Below are 17,738 nucleotides of genomic sequence, written 5' to 3' on the forward strand. Positions count from 1 at the left end.
CCGATCCCCTGCCCCAGATACTCCCGCCGGACGGCTGTGCGCCCTGCGAGAGGCTCCTACACCGTGCTCCGGCTGGACTGAAGGTGCGACAGGAGAGAACGGAAGTGGTTCCAGGGGTCAGGTGCGTCGGCGGCATCGAGCCGGTACCAGACGGAAGGTGTCAGTCGCGGGCCGATCCGGGTCGTGTCGACGGGAGAGGACAGGGCTCTGTCGACCCCGATCGACATGACGTTGTCCACCCCCAGAGCGATCCCGGCCGGGGCGAGCGTGCCCGAAGCACGAGGGGCCCGGGAAAGATCGCTGAACCCCGACCGGTGGCGCACGACCATGGTGTGCAGCACATTTCGGGAACACAGTTCACGGACCAGCGGCAACAACACGGACAGGTCCGGTTCCTCGCCCGGGTCAAAGCCGATCGTGAGGGAGACCGACTCTTGGACCCCCTCCTCGATCCGCTTCACCTTGAAGGTCCCGCTGAACGGACGGGTTCCGGGCGGGCGCACCGCCTCCGGGTGCCCGCCGAACACCAGCAGGGTCGGCCCGGGAGCGCGTGTACGGCACAGGCGCGTCACGCTTCCGCGGTCCCAGGGCAGGCAGACGGGTTCGTTGGGCCCGAAGAGCGCAGGGGTGGTTCCTGCCAGAGTTTCGGTGACCAGCTCCACGGCCTCGCCGAGAAGCAGGTCGGCTTCGGCCGGATGCCGGGATTTCAGGTCCACCAGAAGTTGGTGGCCGCCTTCCCGGTTACCGGGAAGGTGCGAAGGGTCAACCGGTGCGGTGCCCGCGGTGAAGTCCGGGTGTGGACCGTCAGCACGGAAGGCCAGGGCATCGCTGACGAACCCGTACCTTTCGTGCCAGCCCAGTGGCACACCGGACCAGCCGTCGTAGTAGCCGCCGTCAGAACCGACCACCACCCAGCGGGTCAGGGGTGTGGTCAGCAGGGTTTCCATCGCCGGGGTGAGCCGGGACGTGGACGGCGTCACCAGTTGGAGGCCCCGTTCTTCGCCCCTGTGCGCGGCCATGATGTCGACCAACCAGCTGGAGAAGGTGACCAGTGGGCGATCCTCGACGACGACCAGGCTGTGCTCGGTCACAGCGGCCACACCGGGATGCTCGGCGTCCTGGGTCAGGAAACCGTCGAGTTTCCCCAGCTGTCGTTCTGGTTCACAGATCACACCGCCGTACCGTTCGGTCAGGACCTGGGCGAAGCGTGACAACGCGCCCCTCGCGGTGGAGTCGGCCGCCCCGGCCGCGGTAAGGCGGCCCTCGACCCACCAGGGCTGTGCGGGCAAGTCGTCGGTAACGTCCCGATCCAGAACCCGGTCGGCCTCCGCGGAGACGGCGAGCCGCTGGGCAGCGCGAACCGCGGCAAGCAGTCGTCCGCTGTCGTCGCGGAGTTCGACCACGGCGCCGTCAGCGGCCAACCGCACCCGGAGCTCCGGTCCGGCCGCGAGCAGGGCTTCGGTGAGCCCGCTCAGGGTCGGGTGTTCGTTGAGGAGCACGACCAGGTCACGGTACACAGGGGTCTCCGGCGGCGAGTCGGGGTCTACTGACGGGTTGTGGGGGCGGTGGGTGAGCGGATGAGTCAGAGGTCGAACTCTCCATACCAGGCACCGCGGAGAATACAGTCGGGGAGATAATCCGACTCCACCTCCAACGGAAAGTCCCCGTGACTTCGGTTCCGGTCATAGGCCATACAAGCCATGGCCAGGAGACCCAGCGGAACAATACCGTTTTCGTGCTTAGATCTTTCCTCATCCGCGGTGTAGTAGTCCTTGTGCAGTTCCAGCCCCTGGGCAAGAGCCTCATTGAAACCAGGGGCGTCGAACTGGATCAGGCACCGGAACGTGTTCATCACCGGAAATACCAGCTTGTCAACCTCCTCGTGCCCGAAGGTGACATGCTCAGGGCCAGTGAGAACAATCGCCTTCTCCAACTCCCGAAAAAGAGCTTCCCTATCATTCCTCATGAACGCCTGAATCGCAGCAACCCAAGGGTAGATATAGCTGCCGTAAGTGGTGCCCCAGCTCTCACCCGACTCACGCAGAACCTCCACCGGGATCGCCGCCATCTTGTCCCACAACTGCTGATCACGGCACGTGACCGAAAGCTCGAACGCGGTGATCAAGTTGGTAGCGCTCGTATAATTCTGAGGCCCACTCCCCTTGAGGGTTCGCCTCTTGTGATCGATCATACACTCGACCATCTGGGAATCAGGGGTAGTACTGACCGCGAAGATCGCACGATACATCTGCATCGCAGCAGTCCAGGCGTACCACGTCTCGATATAACGAGCCACCGGATCAACAGCCAAAGCAATCCGAGCATCGCCCAGAAACGCCTTCGACCTACTTTTTAGGCGCCCCGGATGCTCCTCCACCGATGCAATTGCACTGGCCCTCCTTTCTGGCAATGTAGGAATTCGCCTCGGAAAAGCAGGAAACCACACCTTATGTGCAGAAATCGAACGCACAACAAAACCCCCCTAGCTAATAATCATACTCAGCAAGACCATACCCACCATAGGCACTCTTAGGCAGGATATTCCCCTCCGCATCAACCCCATCAGCATACCTGCCCCGAACTTCCATGTAGCGCACCTTCGAAGTTTGACCCCCTTCAATCAGATCCAAGATATCCCGAGCTGTTTGCTCTTCCGCTGTTCCGTTGTCACGCCCTCTGAGTTCCATAGCTTCAAGAATACTGACGAGGTAACCTCGAGAACCTTGGGAGACCAGTTCCACTCCACCGCTTTCCGCAGCCACCTTTCGATGATTGAGTCCCGTGCCGATGTTACTCTTTGCCTCGACGATCATGAACTCGCCATTGCCCAGATCCCAGATGTGATCGAACTGGTCGTTCCCGTTCCCTGGAAGACCATCGGGCTTCGGTAGAAGCTCAGCATTCGGGAACCTCTCCCGGATGGCATGTTCAGCAACCTTTTCACCGAACTTTTCGGACTTATCGCTGGAAATGCCCGTCTTCTTGCTGACCTCGCCCCTCAGGTCGAGAAGATCCTGCGGAGGAACGTCCTTGCCCGAATTCAAGAATCTGTTCTCGGCCTCCTCGAGTCTGGCCTCGGCGTCCCTCTGCGCGCTCATGGCCTCAGCCCGTTCCATGGCCGCCTTGTTGAGGCTCTCGGGCCCCTGTTCCCCGTCGGCCAAGGGGAAGATCGGACGCTCGTCGTTCATGTACTTGGGCTTCGGCGGCTCGTCGAGGTCGTCCTTGAGGACCCATGGTGGCTTGTTGTCGGCACCAGCCAGCATGGGTAGCTCCCTGGACGGGACACCCACCCGTTGGTACTGGCTTCTTCTATGGCCGTTGTCCTTGTAGAACTCCTCGAAGACACCACTCTCCCTGTCGTTGACCAGCCTTTCCATGTCGCGGCGGAACGCCTCGTCACTCGGCCAAGAGTAGTTGTAGACGTCGGCCACGGTCCGCGGACCGCTCTCGGTTCCGTCCCCCGAGCCCCGGCCGTCGTCCGTACCTGAGCCGCTACCGTCGCCGTTTCCGGTGGGCGGGATCCCACCGTCACCGTTGCTGCCACCGCGCCCGCCGCTGCCAGTATCCGTCGCGCCACTCGGAGAGCTGTCGGACCCCTGGTTATCACGCGTCGGCACTCCGGATTCCTCGCGTGGCGGCGGGGCACCCCTGTCGCCGTCCCGAGTGGGGGCCAATGTGTCTTGCGCGGTGCCGCTGGTTCCACTGCTGTCCGGGCTCGTCGCCCACGGGGACTCGGAGGAATTGTTCGGGGTGCTCGGAGGGTTGTCCGCCAGGTCCCGCACAGTGGTGTCGCTGTCGGAACGCGAGGGCGACACGGAGTCCGAAGCACTGGTCTGCCCGGGGCCGTCCCCCTCGGAACGGGTCGGGGGCGAGGAGTCCTGAGAACCGCCCCAGTCCGTGGAACCGCTGTTCTGTGACGAGGATTCCGACCCCGGGGTGCCTGAGGTTTCGGAGGAAGTCTGAGTACTCGGTGAGTCAGGAGAGGACTGGGGCTGCGATGAGCCCGACGACTCTGTGGGGGACGACTCCGTGAGGGTGGACGTCGGGGTATCTGACCCCGAACCGGAAGGACCGCCTCCGTCACCACCGGTGTTGTGCCCACCGACCTGGTTGCCGAGATCGCCGAGGGCATCGTTCATGACGCCCACCGGGGCGAGGTCACCGGCCCCAGGCGCAGTAGGCCCGGCCGGATCCGTGGTCACGCTGTCGGTGCCGTTGAAACCGCTACCCGTATCGGTGTGGAAGTTCTGGCTCTCCCCCAAGGGTCTGGAATCCGATCCGAACCCGTCCACCGAGGAGCCAGAATCCGAACCACCCCGGCCCAGGGGGTTGCCCATCAGTGCCAGGTTCGCCGCGCCGTGCGTGATGGTGTACATGGGGCGCTCGTCCCATTCACTCACCGGCACGATCGAATCAAGGGTCTCCCCCAGAGGACCTCGGACGTTCCCCCACCACTCGTCCGCGTTTTCAGGGTGGACACGCTGCCCATCGACCCAGAAGCCGGTCAGGTCACCCACACCGTGGAGCCATTCCTTGCCGTACTCGAATGTGTTCTCCCACTGTTCAGAGCCGAGCGGGTACTCCCACCTCCCGTCCTTGTACACACCGGTGGCGGCACCGATGGAGACCGCTGCCCCGATCACGATGTCGGCGATCCCCCAGAGGCCGTCGGCCAGATGGCTGGTGGCCGCTTCCGCCTGGCCGCCCCAAGGATTGGACTGCTGTTCGGGAGGCAACGAGGAGCCGTAGAGCTCCACGTCCCGCTCCCCGGGATTGTTTGCGGTCTGGTCACCGCTCTGTTTGTGACTGTGGACCTTGAAACGGGTACCGCCGTAGTTCACACCGATCGCGTTTGCGCACTCCCGCTCCGCGGCCTGGTAGTCCTGCACCGCGGTGGCGATCCGAGTGTTCAGATCGTTGTTGTCCTCGAGAAGATCATCGTCGTCACGCCAGTCCTCGTCGGCGTCAAGCTTCTTCCGTAGGGCCTCGGCCTCCCCCTTCATGGCGATGAGATCCGCCTTGATGGGGCGCACTGTCTCCGCGAACGCGGTCAGGGCGTTCGCGGCGTCCGTGACCCCGTCTCCGATCTCGCTGGTGTCCGCGGCGACCGGGTCAACTACCGTCAGCAGCTGCTCGGACTCGGGGGCGATGTAGACAGCGCTGAGCCCTGCCCAAGCGGCCTTGATGTCCGCGCCTTCGTTCTCGATCGCCTCGCCGATCTTGAGCAGGCGGGCAGCGATCTCCTCCACCTGGTCGGGGTCGACCTTGGGGATGGGAATCAGGCCGGGGACAACGCCGCCGTCGGTGGAAGCGGGCGAGCAGCTATCGAGGTTGGCGACGAAGGAGGAGGTAGGGGAGGTATCCATCGATCCTGGGTGGGGGTGTCAGAGGGTGATGCCCGCTGCGGCGGGACGGGACCAAGCGGGGTGGGCGGTCTTCGGGCTAGTTGACCGAGTCCGGAATCGTGCTCGCGGTGGCCTGGGCTTCGGCCGCCATCTCCAGATCGCCGTCCACGTAGTGCCCGGTGGCTTCGGCCGCCCCTGAGACAGCACTGACACTGAGCCCGACCGCGTCACCGAAAAGGCCGAAGTAGTGCGCGGCGAACTCCCCGAGCGCCACGGAGATGGGGACGCTTCCCGCCGCGGTATCCATCTCCTGGAGCGCTTCACCGAGCGAGACACCTTCACCGATCAGCCCACCGGTGCCCTCTTCGTCACCGATGTGGTCGGCGACGTTGACCAGAACCGTGTTGACCTCGGCGGGTTGGATGCTCCAATCGGACAAGGACGCTTCTCCGTTCCTGCGGCTAGCGGCGCCTCACAGGCGCAATGGTGAAGAAAAATGCAAAAATGTTGCATTTCTACCAATTTGAACCGTCACAGCATGGCAGGCCGATACGACACACAGCCACTCGGGGCTGGCGGCACCACACACTTTGCACAAAGGAAAGAAGTCCAGTTCAGAGGTGGTCTGCTGAACGGAAGCCGCGAGCATATGTCAGGCATCACACACGGATAGTGGCCGACAGAACGAGGCCGCACAGGTGAGAGCGGTGCCGGTTCGCTGAGCATTTGGCCGGAACCGGTCATCCGGTTCCGGCAGGGGCCTTGACCCCGGACCTTGGACACGCTGAGGCACTGCCCGTGTCCATGTGGATGCGGAGTTTCTCGCCGGATCCTGGCCTCGGTATCCGCCGCCCCGAACCGTACCTCCAGCGGCCGCCTGGACGTGCGCTCCCTGGCGCTGCCCGCTCTGTCCTCGGCGGAGCAGGCCGCGCAGCGTGCGGCGGCGCACCGGCTCACCCGGTTGGAGGGGCTGCTGGGTGAGATCGCCGAACTGGGCAGGCGGCTGGCCCAGGTGGGGCACCATGGGCTACGGGAGGGTGACTTGAGGCCACAGGGGTTGCGGAATCGTGGGGTTGGCAGGGGTTGAAGGCATGAAGTGGACCGAGAAGCGGATGCTCGCCGACCGGTACGAGCTCACGGCTCCGCTGGCGCGCGGCGGCATGGGCCAGGTCATGGTGGGCCGGGACACGCGGCTGGACCGGGAGATCGCGGTCAAGTTCCTGCGCTTCCCCGACGGTGAGCAGGACCCGGACATGGTCCGCCGGTTCGTGCGGGAGTCGCGGATCACCGCGGGCCTGCAGCACCCGGGCGTCCCGGCGGTGTTCGACGGCGGGTCGGAGGACGGGCACCACTACCTGGTGATGCAGCGGGTGCGCGGGATCGGCCTGCACGACCTGATCTCCGAACAGGAGCGGCTCTCCGTGGGGTGGTCGGCGTGCATCGCGGCGCAGGTGTGCTCGGTGCTCTCGGCCGCGCACGGGGCCTCGCTGGTGCACCGGGACCTGAAACCCGCCAACATGATGCTGGAGCGGGAGGGGACCGTGAAGGTCCTCGACTTCGGGTTGGCTGTCGCCTTGGACCGTGCGGACATGTCGCAGATCACCCGGACCGGGCACACCCCCGGGACGCCCGCGTACATGGCCCCTGAGCAGCTCCTGGCCGGGTCCAGCACCCCGCTGAGCGACCTGTACGCGCTGGGCTGCGTCCTACACGAGATGCTCACCGGACAGCGGGTGTTCACCGCCTCGACCTCGTTCGCGCTGGCTTCCAAACAGGTCAACGACGCCCCCACGGGGGTGCGCCGGTTGCGGCCGGACGTACCCGCGGAGTTGGCGGAGGTGGTGTCGGCGCTGTTGGAGAAGCGCCCGGAAGACCGTCCGGCCGACGCCGACCAGGTGTACGCGCGGCTGATCGGATTCGCCACCGGACTGGAACCCGTTCCGGGGGAGCTGAACCCGCCGGAACAGTCGAGCCCGCACCGGATGTACGGGGCCGCGGTGGCCAAGGTCTTCGGGGCCGGTGCTCCCGCCGAGGCCGATGAACCGAGGCCCGCTGCTCCCGACCCCGCGCCCGAGCACGCTGCAGCCCGGCCGCCCGAGGACACCGTAGACGCCGTTCCGCTGAGCCGGGTCGAGGTCAAACGCGCCCGGGACGAGGCGGCGGACCTGGGGAGCTCTGCCCGGTACCAGCAGGCCGCACAGACCCTGCGCGAGGCGGTCACCTCGGCGACCGCCTCCTTCGGTGCGACCGACCCGGACACCGTGCGGCTGCGGATGGACTGGGCGAACGTGCTGTTCGAGGGCGGGAACTTCCGCGGGGCCGCCCCGGTCTACGCGGAGCTGGTGGCGGATCTCGAGGGCTTGGAGGGGGACGAGAACCAGAGCCTGGTCTTCCGCTGCCGACTCCAGAACGCCACCTGCCACGCGCTGTCCGGGCAGACGAGTGCCGCACTGTCGATCCTGTCGGAGTTGCTCGACGACGAGGTCGACGTCTACGGGCACGACGACCACCGGCCGTTGGAGCTGCGCAGGCAGATCGGGCTGCTGGAGTTGGCGGCGGGGCGCCGCGAGGACGCCGAGCCCACTCTCCGGGACCTGCGCGAGGACCTGGTCCGTCTGCACGGACCGAAACACCCGGCCGTCGCCCAGTTGGACGACCTGTTGACCGGATCCCTGACACAGCGTTGAGGACCGCACCCGGCGTTCGCCCGGTCCCGGCGGCTCCGGGCCCCGGACCAGGTCCCGGCCCGGTCGGCGACTGGGCCGGGAACCGGGCTAGGAACCGCTCAGGGACCGGGCCAGGAGCACCAGCTGGTCGCTACCGGGCACCAGAGCCAAGGAGGCGTCATCCGAACCAGCTGGGGCAGCGCCGGGTACGCGCCCGACGACGGTGCCCCCGCTCTCGTCCTCCGCAACCGGGGCGTAGCCCTGGCGCCGCAGCGCCTCCAGCGTGGCCCGCACCGGTTTGGCGCTGACCAGGACCGTGTCGGCCACCGCGCGCAGGCGCAGCGCCTTGAGCCCCCGGTTCTGCGCCATCTCCCGGACCAGGGCGGGATCGGCAGAACGCACGCAACAGGCAGCGGGCAGCACACTCATACGGCCGTGGCCGCGTGCGGTGTCACGGATCAGGTAGTCCACCGTCTGCGGCAGGTTGCCGTCGGCGGACACCCCGGCCAGGTCCCCGAGCAGTTCCTCCGCCGGGTGTCCGGCGTCCAGAGCGCGACGCACCGATGTCGGCGACAGGCGCCAGGTACTCGCGTAACCGTCGCTCTCCCGCTCGGCGACGGTGTTGAGTAGGGACTCCAACCGGGCGGAGGGAGTTCCGGTGACCACGGCCGTCATGTCGCCCTGGAAACGGGCGCACTCCTCCACCGGAGGCAGGAGTGCGCTGGCGGCCTCGCGCAGGGCCTGGCCCGTTCCGCCGGTGGCCACGGCCCGGCCCAGGCCGGTCAGGGCACCGTGCGCGAACAGCCCCAGTAGTTCGGCCTCGTACAGGGTGTGCCACAGCAACGGGCCCGCCTCGTCCACGGCTTGGGCCGCGGGCCGGTACCACAGGGCCGTCTCCAGCACGCCTCCCAGTTCGGTGAGCGAATCGCCCTGACCGGCCGCGTCGGACAGCGCGCGGGAGGTGACCCCCACGCCCTGGCCCGGGGGCAGGTCGGCCATGGACAGCAGGAGCCCCTGGCGCAGCGCTACCGCGCCGGACAGGAACGCCCCGGCGGGGATGACGGGGTCCTCTCCGTCGGGCCACCAGGTGGGCGCGTCCGGCAGGTTCCACCAGGCCACCAGCAGTGACACGGTCCGGTCGGCGGACTCGGAGCGGGCCCACGCGCCCGCCCGGGCGGAGACGGTGACCTGGGGGCCGTCCGACATCAGCAGACCGGCGGCGTAGGCCGTCTCGATCCACAGCCGGGTGCGGTCCGGATCGGTACCGAGCACCTTGGCCAGGCGTTTGCGGTCGCGCACGGTCATACCGCCCGACTTGCGCAGGGCGGCCGGGCGTTCGGCGACCTCGGCGACCAGGCGGTCCACGGCGGCGAGGGCTTCGAGCAGCGCGGCCTGTGCCTGTGCGTGCACCGCTTCCTGGTCCACCGCCCTGCCGACGGGTTCGGGAGGGGTGAGGGACAGGGGCGGGGCGCTGCTGGCGCGGACGGCCTCGGCCACCTCTCGGGGCAGCAGTGCCCGTTCCGGGGCCAGGGGGACGAGGAGGCCGTGTTCGGCGAGCCAGTCGGTGTCGGTGTCACCGGCGCCGTCGGGGCGGAAACGGAAACTGCCGGTAGGGTTCGAGTCGTCGTTCTGGAAGCAGTAAGTGCCCAGGAGGCCGCCCTCGAAGGTGAGCCGTTCGACCAGTTCCACGGCGCCCCGGGGCGCTTGCTTCAGCAGGGCCCGGACCTGTTCGGGGTCGGTTAGCCGGGCGACGACCTCGGCCTGGAGTGCCCGGCGCTTCTTGGTCGGGTCCAGGCCCAGGGCCAGGGCGATCCGCCGCAGTTCGGGGAGTTCGTAGGCTCTGCTGAGGGCGTCGTTCACCGCGGGGGCGTGGCCCTCGGGCGTTCCGAAGGCGGTGTCGACGCCCAGGGCGAGGTGGTGGTGGCCGAACTCACTCGGCCACAGCAGAGCCCTGTCGAGCAGGCCGTTCAGGGCCTCTCGTGCCGCCGTGCCCGAGGCGCGCTCGTGGTGATCGACACGGGCGAGCAGGTCCTCGGGGTCCAGCCAGTGCGGCTCACTCAGGCCGAACGGGTGAAAGAAGACGGACCTGTGGTGGGCGCGGGGTCCCCCAGGCTCGGGCTGGGCGATCTCCGCCGCGACCGCGAGCAGGTCGTACTGGGCCCGGGTGAGGGTTTCGAACACCGCTGCCCGAGCGCCCACCGAGCCCAGCTCGGAGAGCAGTTCGCGGTGGGACTCAGATTGGTCGACGACCTCCGGTGGGAGTTGTCCCAACAAGGTGGCGACCTGGGCGGGCGGGAGGGCACGAAGATGTGCTGCCAAAGTGTCGAGCCGATTCACGGGGCAGACGTTACCGGGACCGGGAGGTACGCGGGACCGTCCGGGGCAGACCGGCGGGGCCGCCCGGGGCGTCCGGGGCGTCCGGGGCGTCCGGGGCGTCCGGCAGGAGCGCACCGTCCGGACACGATGCACCGCTGGCTGTGCGTACACGAACCGGTCCAGCTAGGTTGGTGGCCACAGTTCTGGTACTCGGGACCGCCCCTTTGCCGAAACCGGACCCCTACGGAGCCGGGTACCTCCCCCCACGACGAGGAAAGCACGCCGTGCCCCAGCTCGCCATCGCCAAGGAATTCCTGGCGGAGTACGCCGCCCTGGAGAAGCCCGTACGCGAACGGGTCACCCAGGTGTTCGCCAAGTTCGAGCAGGCCACCCACACCGGCCTGCACCTGGAGAAGATCAATCACGCGCGGGACGACCGGTTCCGCACGATCCGCGTGGACCAGTTCTGGCGGGGTGTGGTCCTGGCCCCGAGGAACGGCGACACCTACACGCTGATGAAGGTGCTCCCGCACGACGACGCCTACGCCTGGGCCGGGCGGCGCAGAGCCTCGGTGAACAGCGTGACCGGTGGCATCGAGGTGCGCGACGTCGACACGATCGACTCCACCCTGCCGCACCTGGAACGCGTCGCCGAGCACGTGCCGACCCGGCTGTTCGAGGACGTGAAGGACGCGGACCTGCGCCGCCTGGGCGTGGACGAGCAGACCCTGGGGTTCGCCCGGACGCTGACCGACGTCTTCCAGCTGGAGGCGGCGCGCGGGCTGCTGCCCGCCGTCCAGTGGGAGGTGCTCTACGGGCTGGCGGCGGGGCTCACCCCCGAGCAGGTCTGGGAGGAGATGGGCGCGGCCATCGTCGAGGGCGAGGTGGACCCCGAGGACCTGGACGCGGCGGTGCGGCGCAGCCCGGACCGTGTGCTGCTGGTGGAGGGCCCCGAGGAGCTGACGGCGGCGCTGGAGTCGCCGTTCGACCTGTGGCGGATCTACCTGCACCCGGCCCAGCGCGCGGTGGTCGAGGCGTCCTACGGCGGTCCCGCCCGGGTGAGCGGCGGGCCCGGGACCGGCAAGACCGTGGTGGCGCTGCACCGCGCCCAGCGGCTGGCCGAGCGCGGGGAGGGCGAGGTCCTGCTGACCACGTTCACCTCGACTCTGGCGACCGCGTTGGAGGCGCAGCTGCGGCTGCTGGTGGAGTCCCGGAGCGAGAACCCCGAGGAGGTTCTGGGGCGGATCCGGGTGGAGCACGTGGACCGGCTGGCGCACCGGGTGTTCCGGGAGGAGCACGGCCAGCCCGACCTGTTGGACCCCGCGCGCGAACGCGCGCTGTGGCAGGAGGTCGTGGCCGGGCTGGGGGTCGACCTGTCGCCCTCGTTCCTGGCCCAGGAGTGGCGCCAGGTGGTGCTGACCCGCCGGGTCGAGGACGCGCAGGCCTACCTGGAGGCCAAGCGCACCGGTCGGGGGCGCGGGTTGAACGCGGCGCGCAAGGCCCAGGTGTGGCAGGCGGTGCACTCCTTCCGGAACCTGCTAGGCGAGCGAGGGCTGTGGACCCACGAGACGGTGAGCGAGGAGGCCGCCCGGATCCTGGCCGGACGTGCGGAGAAGCCGTTCCGGCACGTGGTGGTGGACGAGGCGCAGGACCTGCACGCGGGTCAGTGGCGGCTGCTGCGGGCGGCGGCGGCAGAGGCGGGGGACGACCTGTTCGTCGCGGGCGACACCCACCAGCGGGTGTACGGCCCCAAGGTGAGCCTGGCCGAGGTCGGGGTGAACATCCGCGGCCGTTCCAGCAAGCTGCGGATCAACTACCGGACCACCGCGCAGATCCTCGGGTGGAGTCTGGGACTGGTCCTCGGGGAACCGGTGGACGACATGGACGGCGGCCTGGACTCCATCGCCGGCTGCCGGTCCGAGATCCGCGGTGAGAAACCGGTGCTGCACGGGGCCGCCACCTGGGAGGCGGAGCTGGGGTACCTGAAGGAGACCGTGGGCTCCTGGGCGGAGGCCGGGGTGCTGCCCGACGAGATCGGGGTGGCCGCCCGCTCCAAGCGCGCGGTGGAGCAGGCCGTACTGGCCCTGGAGGAGGCAGGGCTGCCGGCCCGGTCGCTGGCCAAGGGGCAGGCGGTCGGCAGTGTCCCGGTCGGCACGATGCACCGGATGAAGGGGTTGGAGTTCCGCTGCCTGGCCGTGGTGGGCGTGGGCGGGGAACAGCTGCCCGCACCGCGGAGCGTCACCCCTGAGGAGGAGGACCCCGGTGCGCACGCCCGCGACCTGTTGCGGGAGCGGAGTCTGCTGTTCGTGGCGTGCACGCGGGCGCGCGAGCAGCTGAGCGTGAGCTGGCACCGCTCGCCGAGCCCCTTCCTCGAAGCGGTTCTGGACCGCTGACCCCCGTAACTGACGTAGAACCCCCGACGAGAAAGACAGCCCCCATGGCGAAACTGTCCATGCTCCTCGACCAGATCGACGCCGGAACCGTGCTGTTGCCGGAGTTCCAGCGCGGCTACGTGTGGAACCGCGACCAGGTGCGCGGTCTGATGCGTTCCATGTACCTGGGCCACCCGGTGGGCAGCCTGCTGCTGTGGGAGACCTCCGCCGAGGAGATGGCGGTGCGCGGCGGCAGCGCGGGGAACGGTACCCACCTGCTGCTCCTGGACGGTCAGCAGCGCATCAGCTCCCTGTACGGGGTGGTCCGCGGGCGCGCCCCGGCGTTCTTCGAGGGTGACGACAAGGCGTTCACGGGGCTGCAGTTCAACGTGGACACCGAGGTGTTCGAGTTCTACCGGCCGCTGAAGATGACCGACAACCCGCACTGGGTGGACGTCACCGAACTGTTCCAGCAGGGCCCGGTCCCCTACCTGACCAGGTTCGCCGACGACCCGGCCAAGGCCAACCTGTACCTGACCAGGCTCAACCGGCTGAGCCAGATCGTCGACAAGAACTTCCCGCAGGAGGAGATCACCGGGGCGGAGCGCACCGTCGACGAGGTCGTGGACATCTTCAACCGGGTCAACTCCGGCGGCACCAAGCTGTCCAAGGGCGACCTGGCGCTGGCCAAGCTGTGCGCCCAGTGGCCGGAGGCGCGCACGTCCATGCGTTCGGCGCTGGGCCGGTGGGAGGAGGCCGGGTTCTCGTTCAGCCTCGACTGGCTGCTGCGCAACGCCACCGCGGTCGCCTCGGGCCGGGCCCTGTTCACCGCCCTGGACAAGGTGGACGCGCCCGCCTTCCAACGGGCGTTGGAGGGTTCGGTCAACCACGTGGGCACGTTCCTGGACGCGGTCTCGGGCAGGCTCGGCCTGGACCACGACCGGGTGCTGATGGGGCGGTACGCGCTGCCGGTGGTCTCACGGCTGCTGGAGCTCAACGGGGGCCGCTTCGACGACGCCCGGCACCGGGACAGGGTCCTGTACTGGTACGTGCACAGCGCCCTGTGGGGGCGCTACACGGGTTCCACGGAGACCTACCTGCAGGTCGACTACGACACCCTGAAGAGTTCGGGGGTGGACGGGCTGATCGATTCCCTGGCCCGGCTGCGCGGCGGGAACCTGGATATCCGCCCGCACGACTTCGAGGGCGCGACCAAGGGCGCCCGGTTCTACCCGCTGCTGTACATGCTGACCCGGGTGCACGGCGCCCGGGACTTCGGCAGTGGTCTGGAGTTGCGGGCCGAGTCCCTGGGACGCCTGTCCTCGTTGCAGGTCCACCACATCTTCCCCAAGAAGGTGCTGCGCAACAGGTACGAGAGCAGGCAGGTGAACGCGATCGCGAACTTCTGCTTCCTCACCCAGCAGACCAACCTGGAGGTCGCCGACCTCACGCCCGAGGAGTACTTCGCCGAGGTCGAGGCGCGCCACCCCGGTGTGCTGGCCTCGCAGTGGATCCCCACCGACCCCGAGCTGTGGAAGGTGGAGAACTACGAGGAGTTCCTGGCCGCCCGCCGGGAGCTGCTGGCCGAGGCGGCGGAGACCTTCCTCGGCGGGCTGGCCTCGGGCGGTGAGGGCTCCGGGGAGGAGGCGCTGCGCCCGGTGACGGTTCTGGCCGACGAGCCCGACGACGCCCGTTCGGTGCAGGTGCAGGAGATGGTGGACGAGCTGCTCCGGCTGGGTTTCGCCAAGCCCGAGCTGGACGCCGAGATCAACGACCCGGAGCGGGGTCGGGCGATCGCCGAAGCGGAGGCGTTCTGGCCGGACGGCCTCCAGCACGGCCTGGGCAAGCCGGTCGTCCTGGAGCTGGACCCCGATCAGGCGGACCTGCCCAGGTTGCAGGAGCTGGGTTATGAGGTCTTCACCTCGGTGGACTCGCTGCTGGGTTTCGTGAGCCGGCTGGGTCAGGAGGCGGCCGGGGAGGCCGTGGGTGAAGTGGAGCGGGACCGGTTCGCGGAACCGGAGGAGGGTTCTGGCGAGGGCCCCCAGACCGCCGATTTCGGTCGGGCGATGCTCTCGGTGTACGAGCGGGCCAAGAACGAGGCCGACTACACCGCTTCGTTCTTCCTGGGCATGATCTCCGAGCTGGGGCCGCTGGGCACGGCCCGCAAGCTGCTGAACTCCCCCGCGGTCTCCGACGGGTTCGCGAACCTGTGGGAGCGGGGGCGGCTGGACCTGACGGTGGAGGCGCTGGTGCTGCGGCCGGAGTTCGCTCCGCTGTTCACCGAGGAGGAGCTGGCGCGGGCGAGGACCCGCCTGGAGCAGTTCGGGTACCGGTTCCTGGAGAACTGATTCCTGGCGGGCAGACCGTCCGGAGAGTCCAGGGACACCGCGCTGCGCGGGGCGACGGCGTGCCCCTTCGGAAACCTTCGGGGGCACGCCGACGTCGCAGGGTTACCGGTAGCCGCAGTGCGGTGGCCTGCGCGGGAGTGGAACGGGGCGGCGGGGGCCGCACTGGAGGGGCGGGGCCGATCCCGGTGTGCTCGGGGGCGGCGGGCTCCCCGCGAGGCGTTCGACGGAAACGTTCGGGGTCGCCAGGAGGGCGAGCACGAGAAGACCGGAGCAGGGGACGATGTGTCGCATGCGATCAGCCTCGCAGCGGCCGGGTGTCCGTGTGGCTGCCTCGGATGATCACTGATGGCCGTTTCAGGCCAGGTCCACCGGGTGTGGGAACAGGCAATCCGTGGAAGTACGCGCTGAGGCGTGGGGAGGGCCTTCGGGCGGGACCGTTCGGGACGGTCCCGTTCACCGGCGCGAAGACCACGGATCGTGGCCTGCTCACAGCTTTGTCACGGCCTGGCCAGGTTCGCCGTGTTCCTCGCCCCCGCACGGAAAGCAGCCCGATCGTGTCGGTCACCCACCGTTCGACGGCCCTGCCCTGCCCCTCCGGGGCCAGACCGTCCAGAGGGTGTCGGTGAGTTCCCCGAGCGAGTCCGCCGCTCCGTTCCGTAACACAGGCGTTGGGAGCCACCTCGCAGGGTCACTCTCCGAGGGGTTTCCCCTTGGGAACCGGCCTTTTTCATGTGCTCTGATACCGAATCCGTTTTTTTGACACCACTTCAGGCAGCGCTTCGGAGACGGTTCCATGTTTTTCGGGACTGAGGCCCCGAAACCCTTGGGGTACTCCGACCAGGGAGTCCTTGCGATTCTCGGGGAAGTCCCAAGTCCTCAGCTGCCACTGGCAGCTCAGGGGTTGGGGCGCACGGGACAGCCGCATGCTCGGGTGTCCCGTGGGGTCCCGGTCGCGGCGGGACCCGTCCGGTCCTTGAGCCCCGAGTTTCTCCAGCAGATTCCCGTATTGAAACCCCCGTCGCTCGGCGACGGGGGTCAGCGGTCTGTTCGGGCCCATGACAGGGATTCGACGTGCGTGTTCGCGAACCCGTCCCGGTTGCGCCGGGACCGCTCCCCCAGGATGTGCAGGATGCGGTTCCCGCAGACACACCGCCCGGCTGGTCCTCCACCTCCACCTGGCGCCCAAGGTGGAGGTTCCCGGCCGGACCCGAGCCGTGGCGGGAGCAGGAAGTGGTCGGCCCGAAGTACCTGCCCGACGTGCTGGGGCGCGCCCGCCCCGACCTGTGCGCAGCTTCAGCCGATGACGGCCCGGGCGGAGCTCGGCGATCTTAGGTGAGGATCTCCAGCAGCAGGACGATCAGGCCGATGGCGAGCATCGAGAAGAAGATGAAGTAACAGCCCACGTTCCCGGTCGGCCCCGGGTCGCGGGTGGGGCCCCGGTGGATGTCGTTCTTACCGCGTCCGGGCTTGCGCTTCTTCTTTCGGGCGGCCACGTGATCCGTCCTCGTTCCGCGTGGGGGATGTCAGGGAGATGTCAGAGGCCGAGCGTGTCACGTGAGACGGGTGTGGGGCAAGCTCCGGCGTGTCAGGAACGCTCGGGTTCCCTGGCCTCCTCGGCGCCCTCCGCGTCCTTGGGAGCCTTGCGGGCCCAGTAGGTGGCCACGGCCGCACCGGACAGGTTGTGCCAGACCGAGAACAGCGCCCCGGGCAGCGCGGCGATGGGCTCGAAGTGGGTGGTGGCCAGGCTCGCGGCCAGCCCCGAGTTCTGCATGCCGACCTCCACGCTCACCGCGCGGCGCGCGGACTCGGGCATACGGCCGAAGTACCCCACCAGGTAGCCGACGGTCAGGCCGAGGGTGTTGTGCGCGATCACGGCCAGGGCCAGCAGCAGGCCGGTGGTGAGCACGGCGTCGGCGTTGGCGCCCACCACACCGGCCACGACCAGCACGATGCCGGTGGCCGAGACCAGCGGCATCAGCGGCAGGAGCGGTGTCACGAAGCGGTCGGCGAAGGTGCGCAGCAGCAGGCCGCCGACGACGGGGAGCAGCACGACCTGCAGGATCGACAGGAACAGGTCGCCCGCGGAGACCGGCAGGGTCGAACCGGCCAGGCCCAGCACGAGCAGCGGGGTCACGAACGGCGCCAGCATGGTGGAGATGGAGGTCATCGCCACCGAGAGCGCCACGTCACCGCGGGCCAGGTAGACGATGACGTTGGAGGCGGTGCCGCCGGGTGAGGCGCCGACCAGGACCATGCCGACCACCAGCAGCGGCGGCAGGTTGAACGAGTGCGCGATGCCCCAGGCCAGCAGGGGCATGACCGTGTACTGGGCGGCCACCCCGAGCAGCACGGCCTTGGGGTGCTTGGCCACGATGGCGAAGTCCACCGGGCGCATCGTCAGGCCCATGCCGAACATGATGATGCCGAGCAGCAGGGGCACGTGGGGTGTGATGAGCGAAGCCTGCGCCGGGACGAGCATCCCGATGATCGCCCCGGCCAGGACCAGGAGTGCGAACCACTTGCCGACGAGGTCGGCGACCTTCTCGATGACCGTCATCGCGTACTTCTTCCCACATCGTGCCCGGGGTGTTTAGCCTGGACTACGGGCACATTACTCCCCGGGCCCGAGGCCGCGGTCGGGCGGGGCGGGCGGACACGTTCCCGTCATCGAAGCCCTTGCCCATTCATCGG

10 protein-coding genes are annotated in these 17,738 nt (G+C 68.5%); 3 read left to right on the forward strand and 7 right to left on the reverse strand.

Going from position 1 to position 17,738, the window contains the following annotated elements:
• Positions 1–56: 56 nt before the first annotated feature.
• From NE857_RS19230 to NE857_RS19245, 4 genes are all read right to left on the reverse strand, one after another.
• The gene (locus NE857_RS19230) at positions 57–1,517 is read right to left on the reverse strand and encodes a DUF6177 family protein (protein ID WP_254417044.1); all 1,461 of its coding nucleotides are present in this window, start codon (positions 1,515–1,517) and stop codon (positions 57–59) included.
• Positions 1,518–1,582: 65 nt separating this feature from the next.
• Complete coding sequence (locus NE857_RS19235; RefSeq protein ID WP_254417045.1) at positions 1,583–2,377, reverse strand: immunity 49 family protein; 795 nt, start codon at positions 2,375–2,377, stop codon at positions 1,583–1,585.
• Positions 2,378–2,486: 109 nt separating this feature from the next.
• Entirely contained in the window at positions 2,487–5,366 is a 2,880-nt protein-coding gene (locus NE857_RS19240; protein ID WP_254417046.1) for a hypothetical protein, read from the reverse strand.
• 76 nt (positions 5,367–5,442) lie between these two features.
• On the reverse strand, positions 5,443–5,784 hold the full coding sequence (locus NE857_RS19245; protein ID WP_254417047.1) for a DUF6507 family protein: 342 nt from the start codon (positions 5,782–5,784) through the stop codon (positions 5,443–5,445).
• 652 nt (positions 5,785–6,436) lie between these two features.
• Here NE857_RS19245 and NE857_RS19250 point away from each other — a divergent pair.
• A complete protein-coding gene (locus NE857_RS19250) occupies positions 6,437–8,032 on the forward strand; it encodes a serine/threonine-protein kinase (RefSeq protein ID WP_254417048.1) in 1,596 nt (531 codons plus the stop codon).
• Between the two features lie 87 nt (positions 8,033–8,119).
• Here the strand turns inward: NE857_RS19250 and NE857_RS19255 are convergent, their stop codons facing one another.
• Positions 8,120–10,348 (reverse strand): helicase-associated domain-containing protein, encoded by a 2,229-nt coding sequence (locus NE857_RS19255; protein ID WP_254417049.1) that lies wholly within the window; start codon positions 10,346–10,348, stop codon positions 8,120–8,122.
• 263 nt (positions 10,349–10,611) lie between these two features.
• On the opposite strand from NE857_RS19255, the gene NE857_RS19260 reads away from it, so the two are divergent.
• Positions 10,612–12,720 (forward strand): UvrD-helicase domain-containing protein, encoded by a 2,109-nt coding sequence (locus NE857_RS19260; protein ID WP_254417050.1) that lies wholly within the window; start codon positions 10,612–10,614, stop codon positions 12,718–12,720.
• 44 nt (positions 12,721–12,764) lie between these two features.
• The gene (locus tag NE857_RS19265; protein WP_254417051.1) at positions 12,765–15,047 is read left to right on the forward strand and encodes a GmrSD restriction endonuclease domain-containing protein; all 2,283 of its coding nucleotides are present in this window, start codon (positions 12,765–12,767) and stop codon (positions 15,045–15,047) included.
• A gap of 1,328 nt (positions 15,048–16,375) precedes the next feature.
• On the opposite strand, the gene NE857_RS19270 is transcribed toward NE857_RS19265, so the two are convergent.
• Positions 16,376–16,540, reverse strand: coding sequence for a hypothetical protein (locus tag NE857_RS19270; protein ID WP_254417052.1), 165 nt, complete (start codon positions 16,538–16,540; stop codon positions 16,376–16,378).
• Positions 16,541–16,632: 92 nt separating this feature from the next.
• Complete coding sequence (locus NE857_RS19275) at positions 16,633–17,604, reverse strand: bile acid:sodium symporter family protein (protein WP_254417053.1); 972 nt, start codon at positions 17,602–17,604, stop codon at positions 16,633–16,635.
• Between the last annotated feature and the right edge of the window lie 134 nt (positions 17,605–17,738).

Source organism: Nocardiopsis exhalans, assembly GCF_024134545.1.
Taxonomy (GTDB): Bacteria; Actinomycetota; Actinomycetes; order Streptosporangiales; family Streptosporangiaceae; genus Nocardiopsis; species Nocardiopsis exhalans.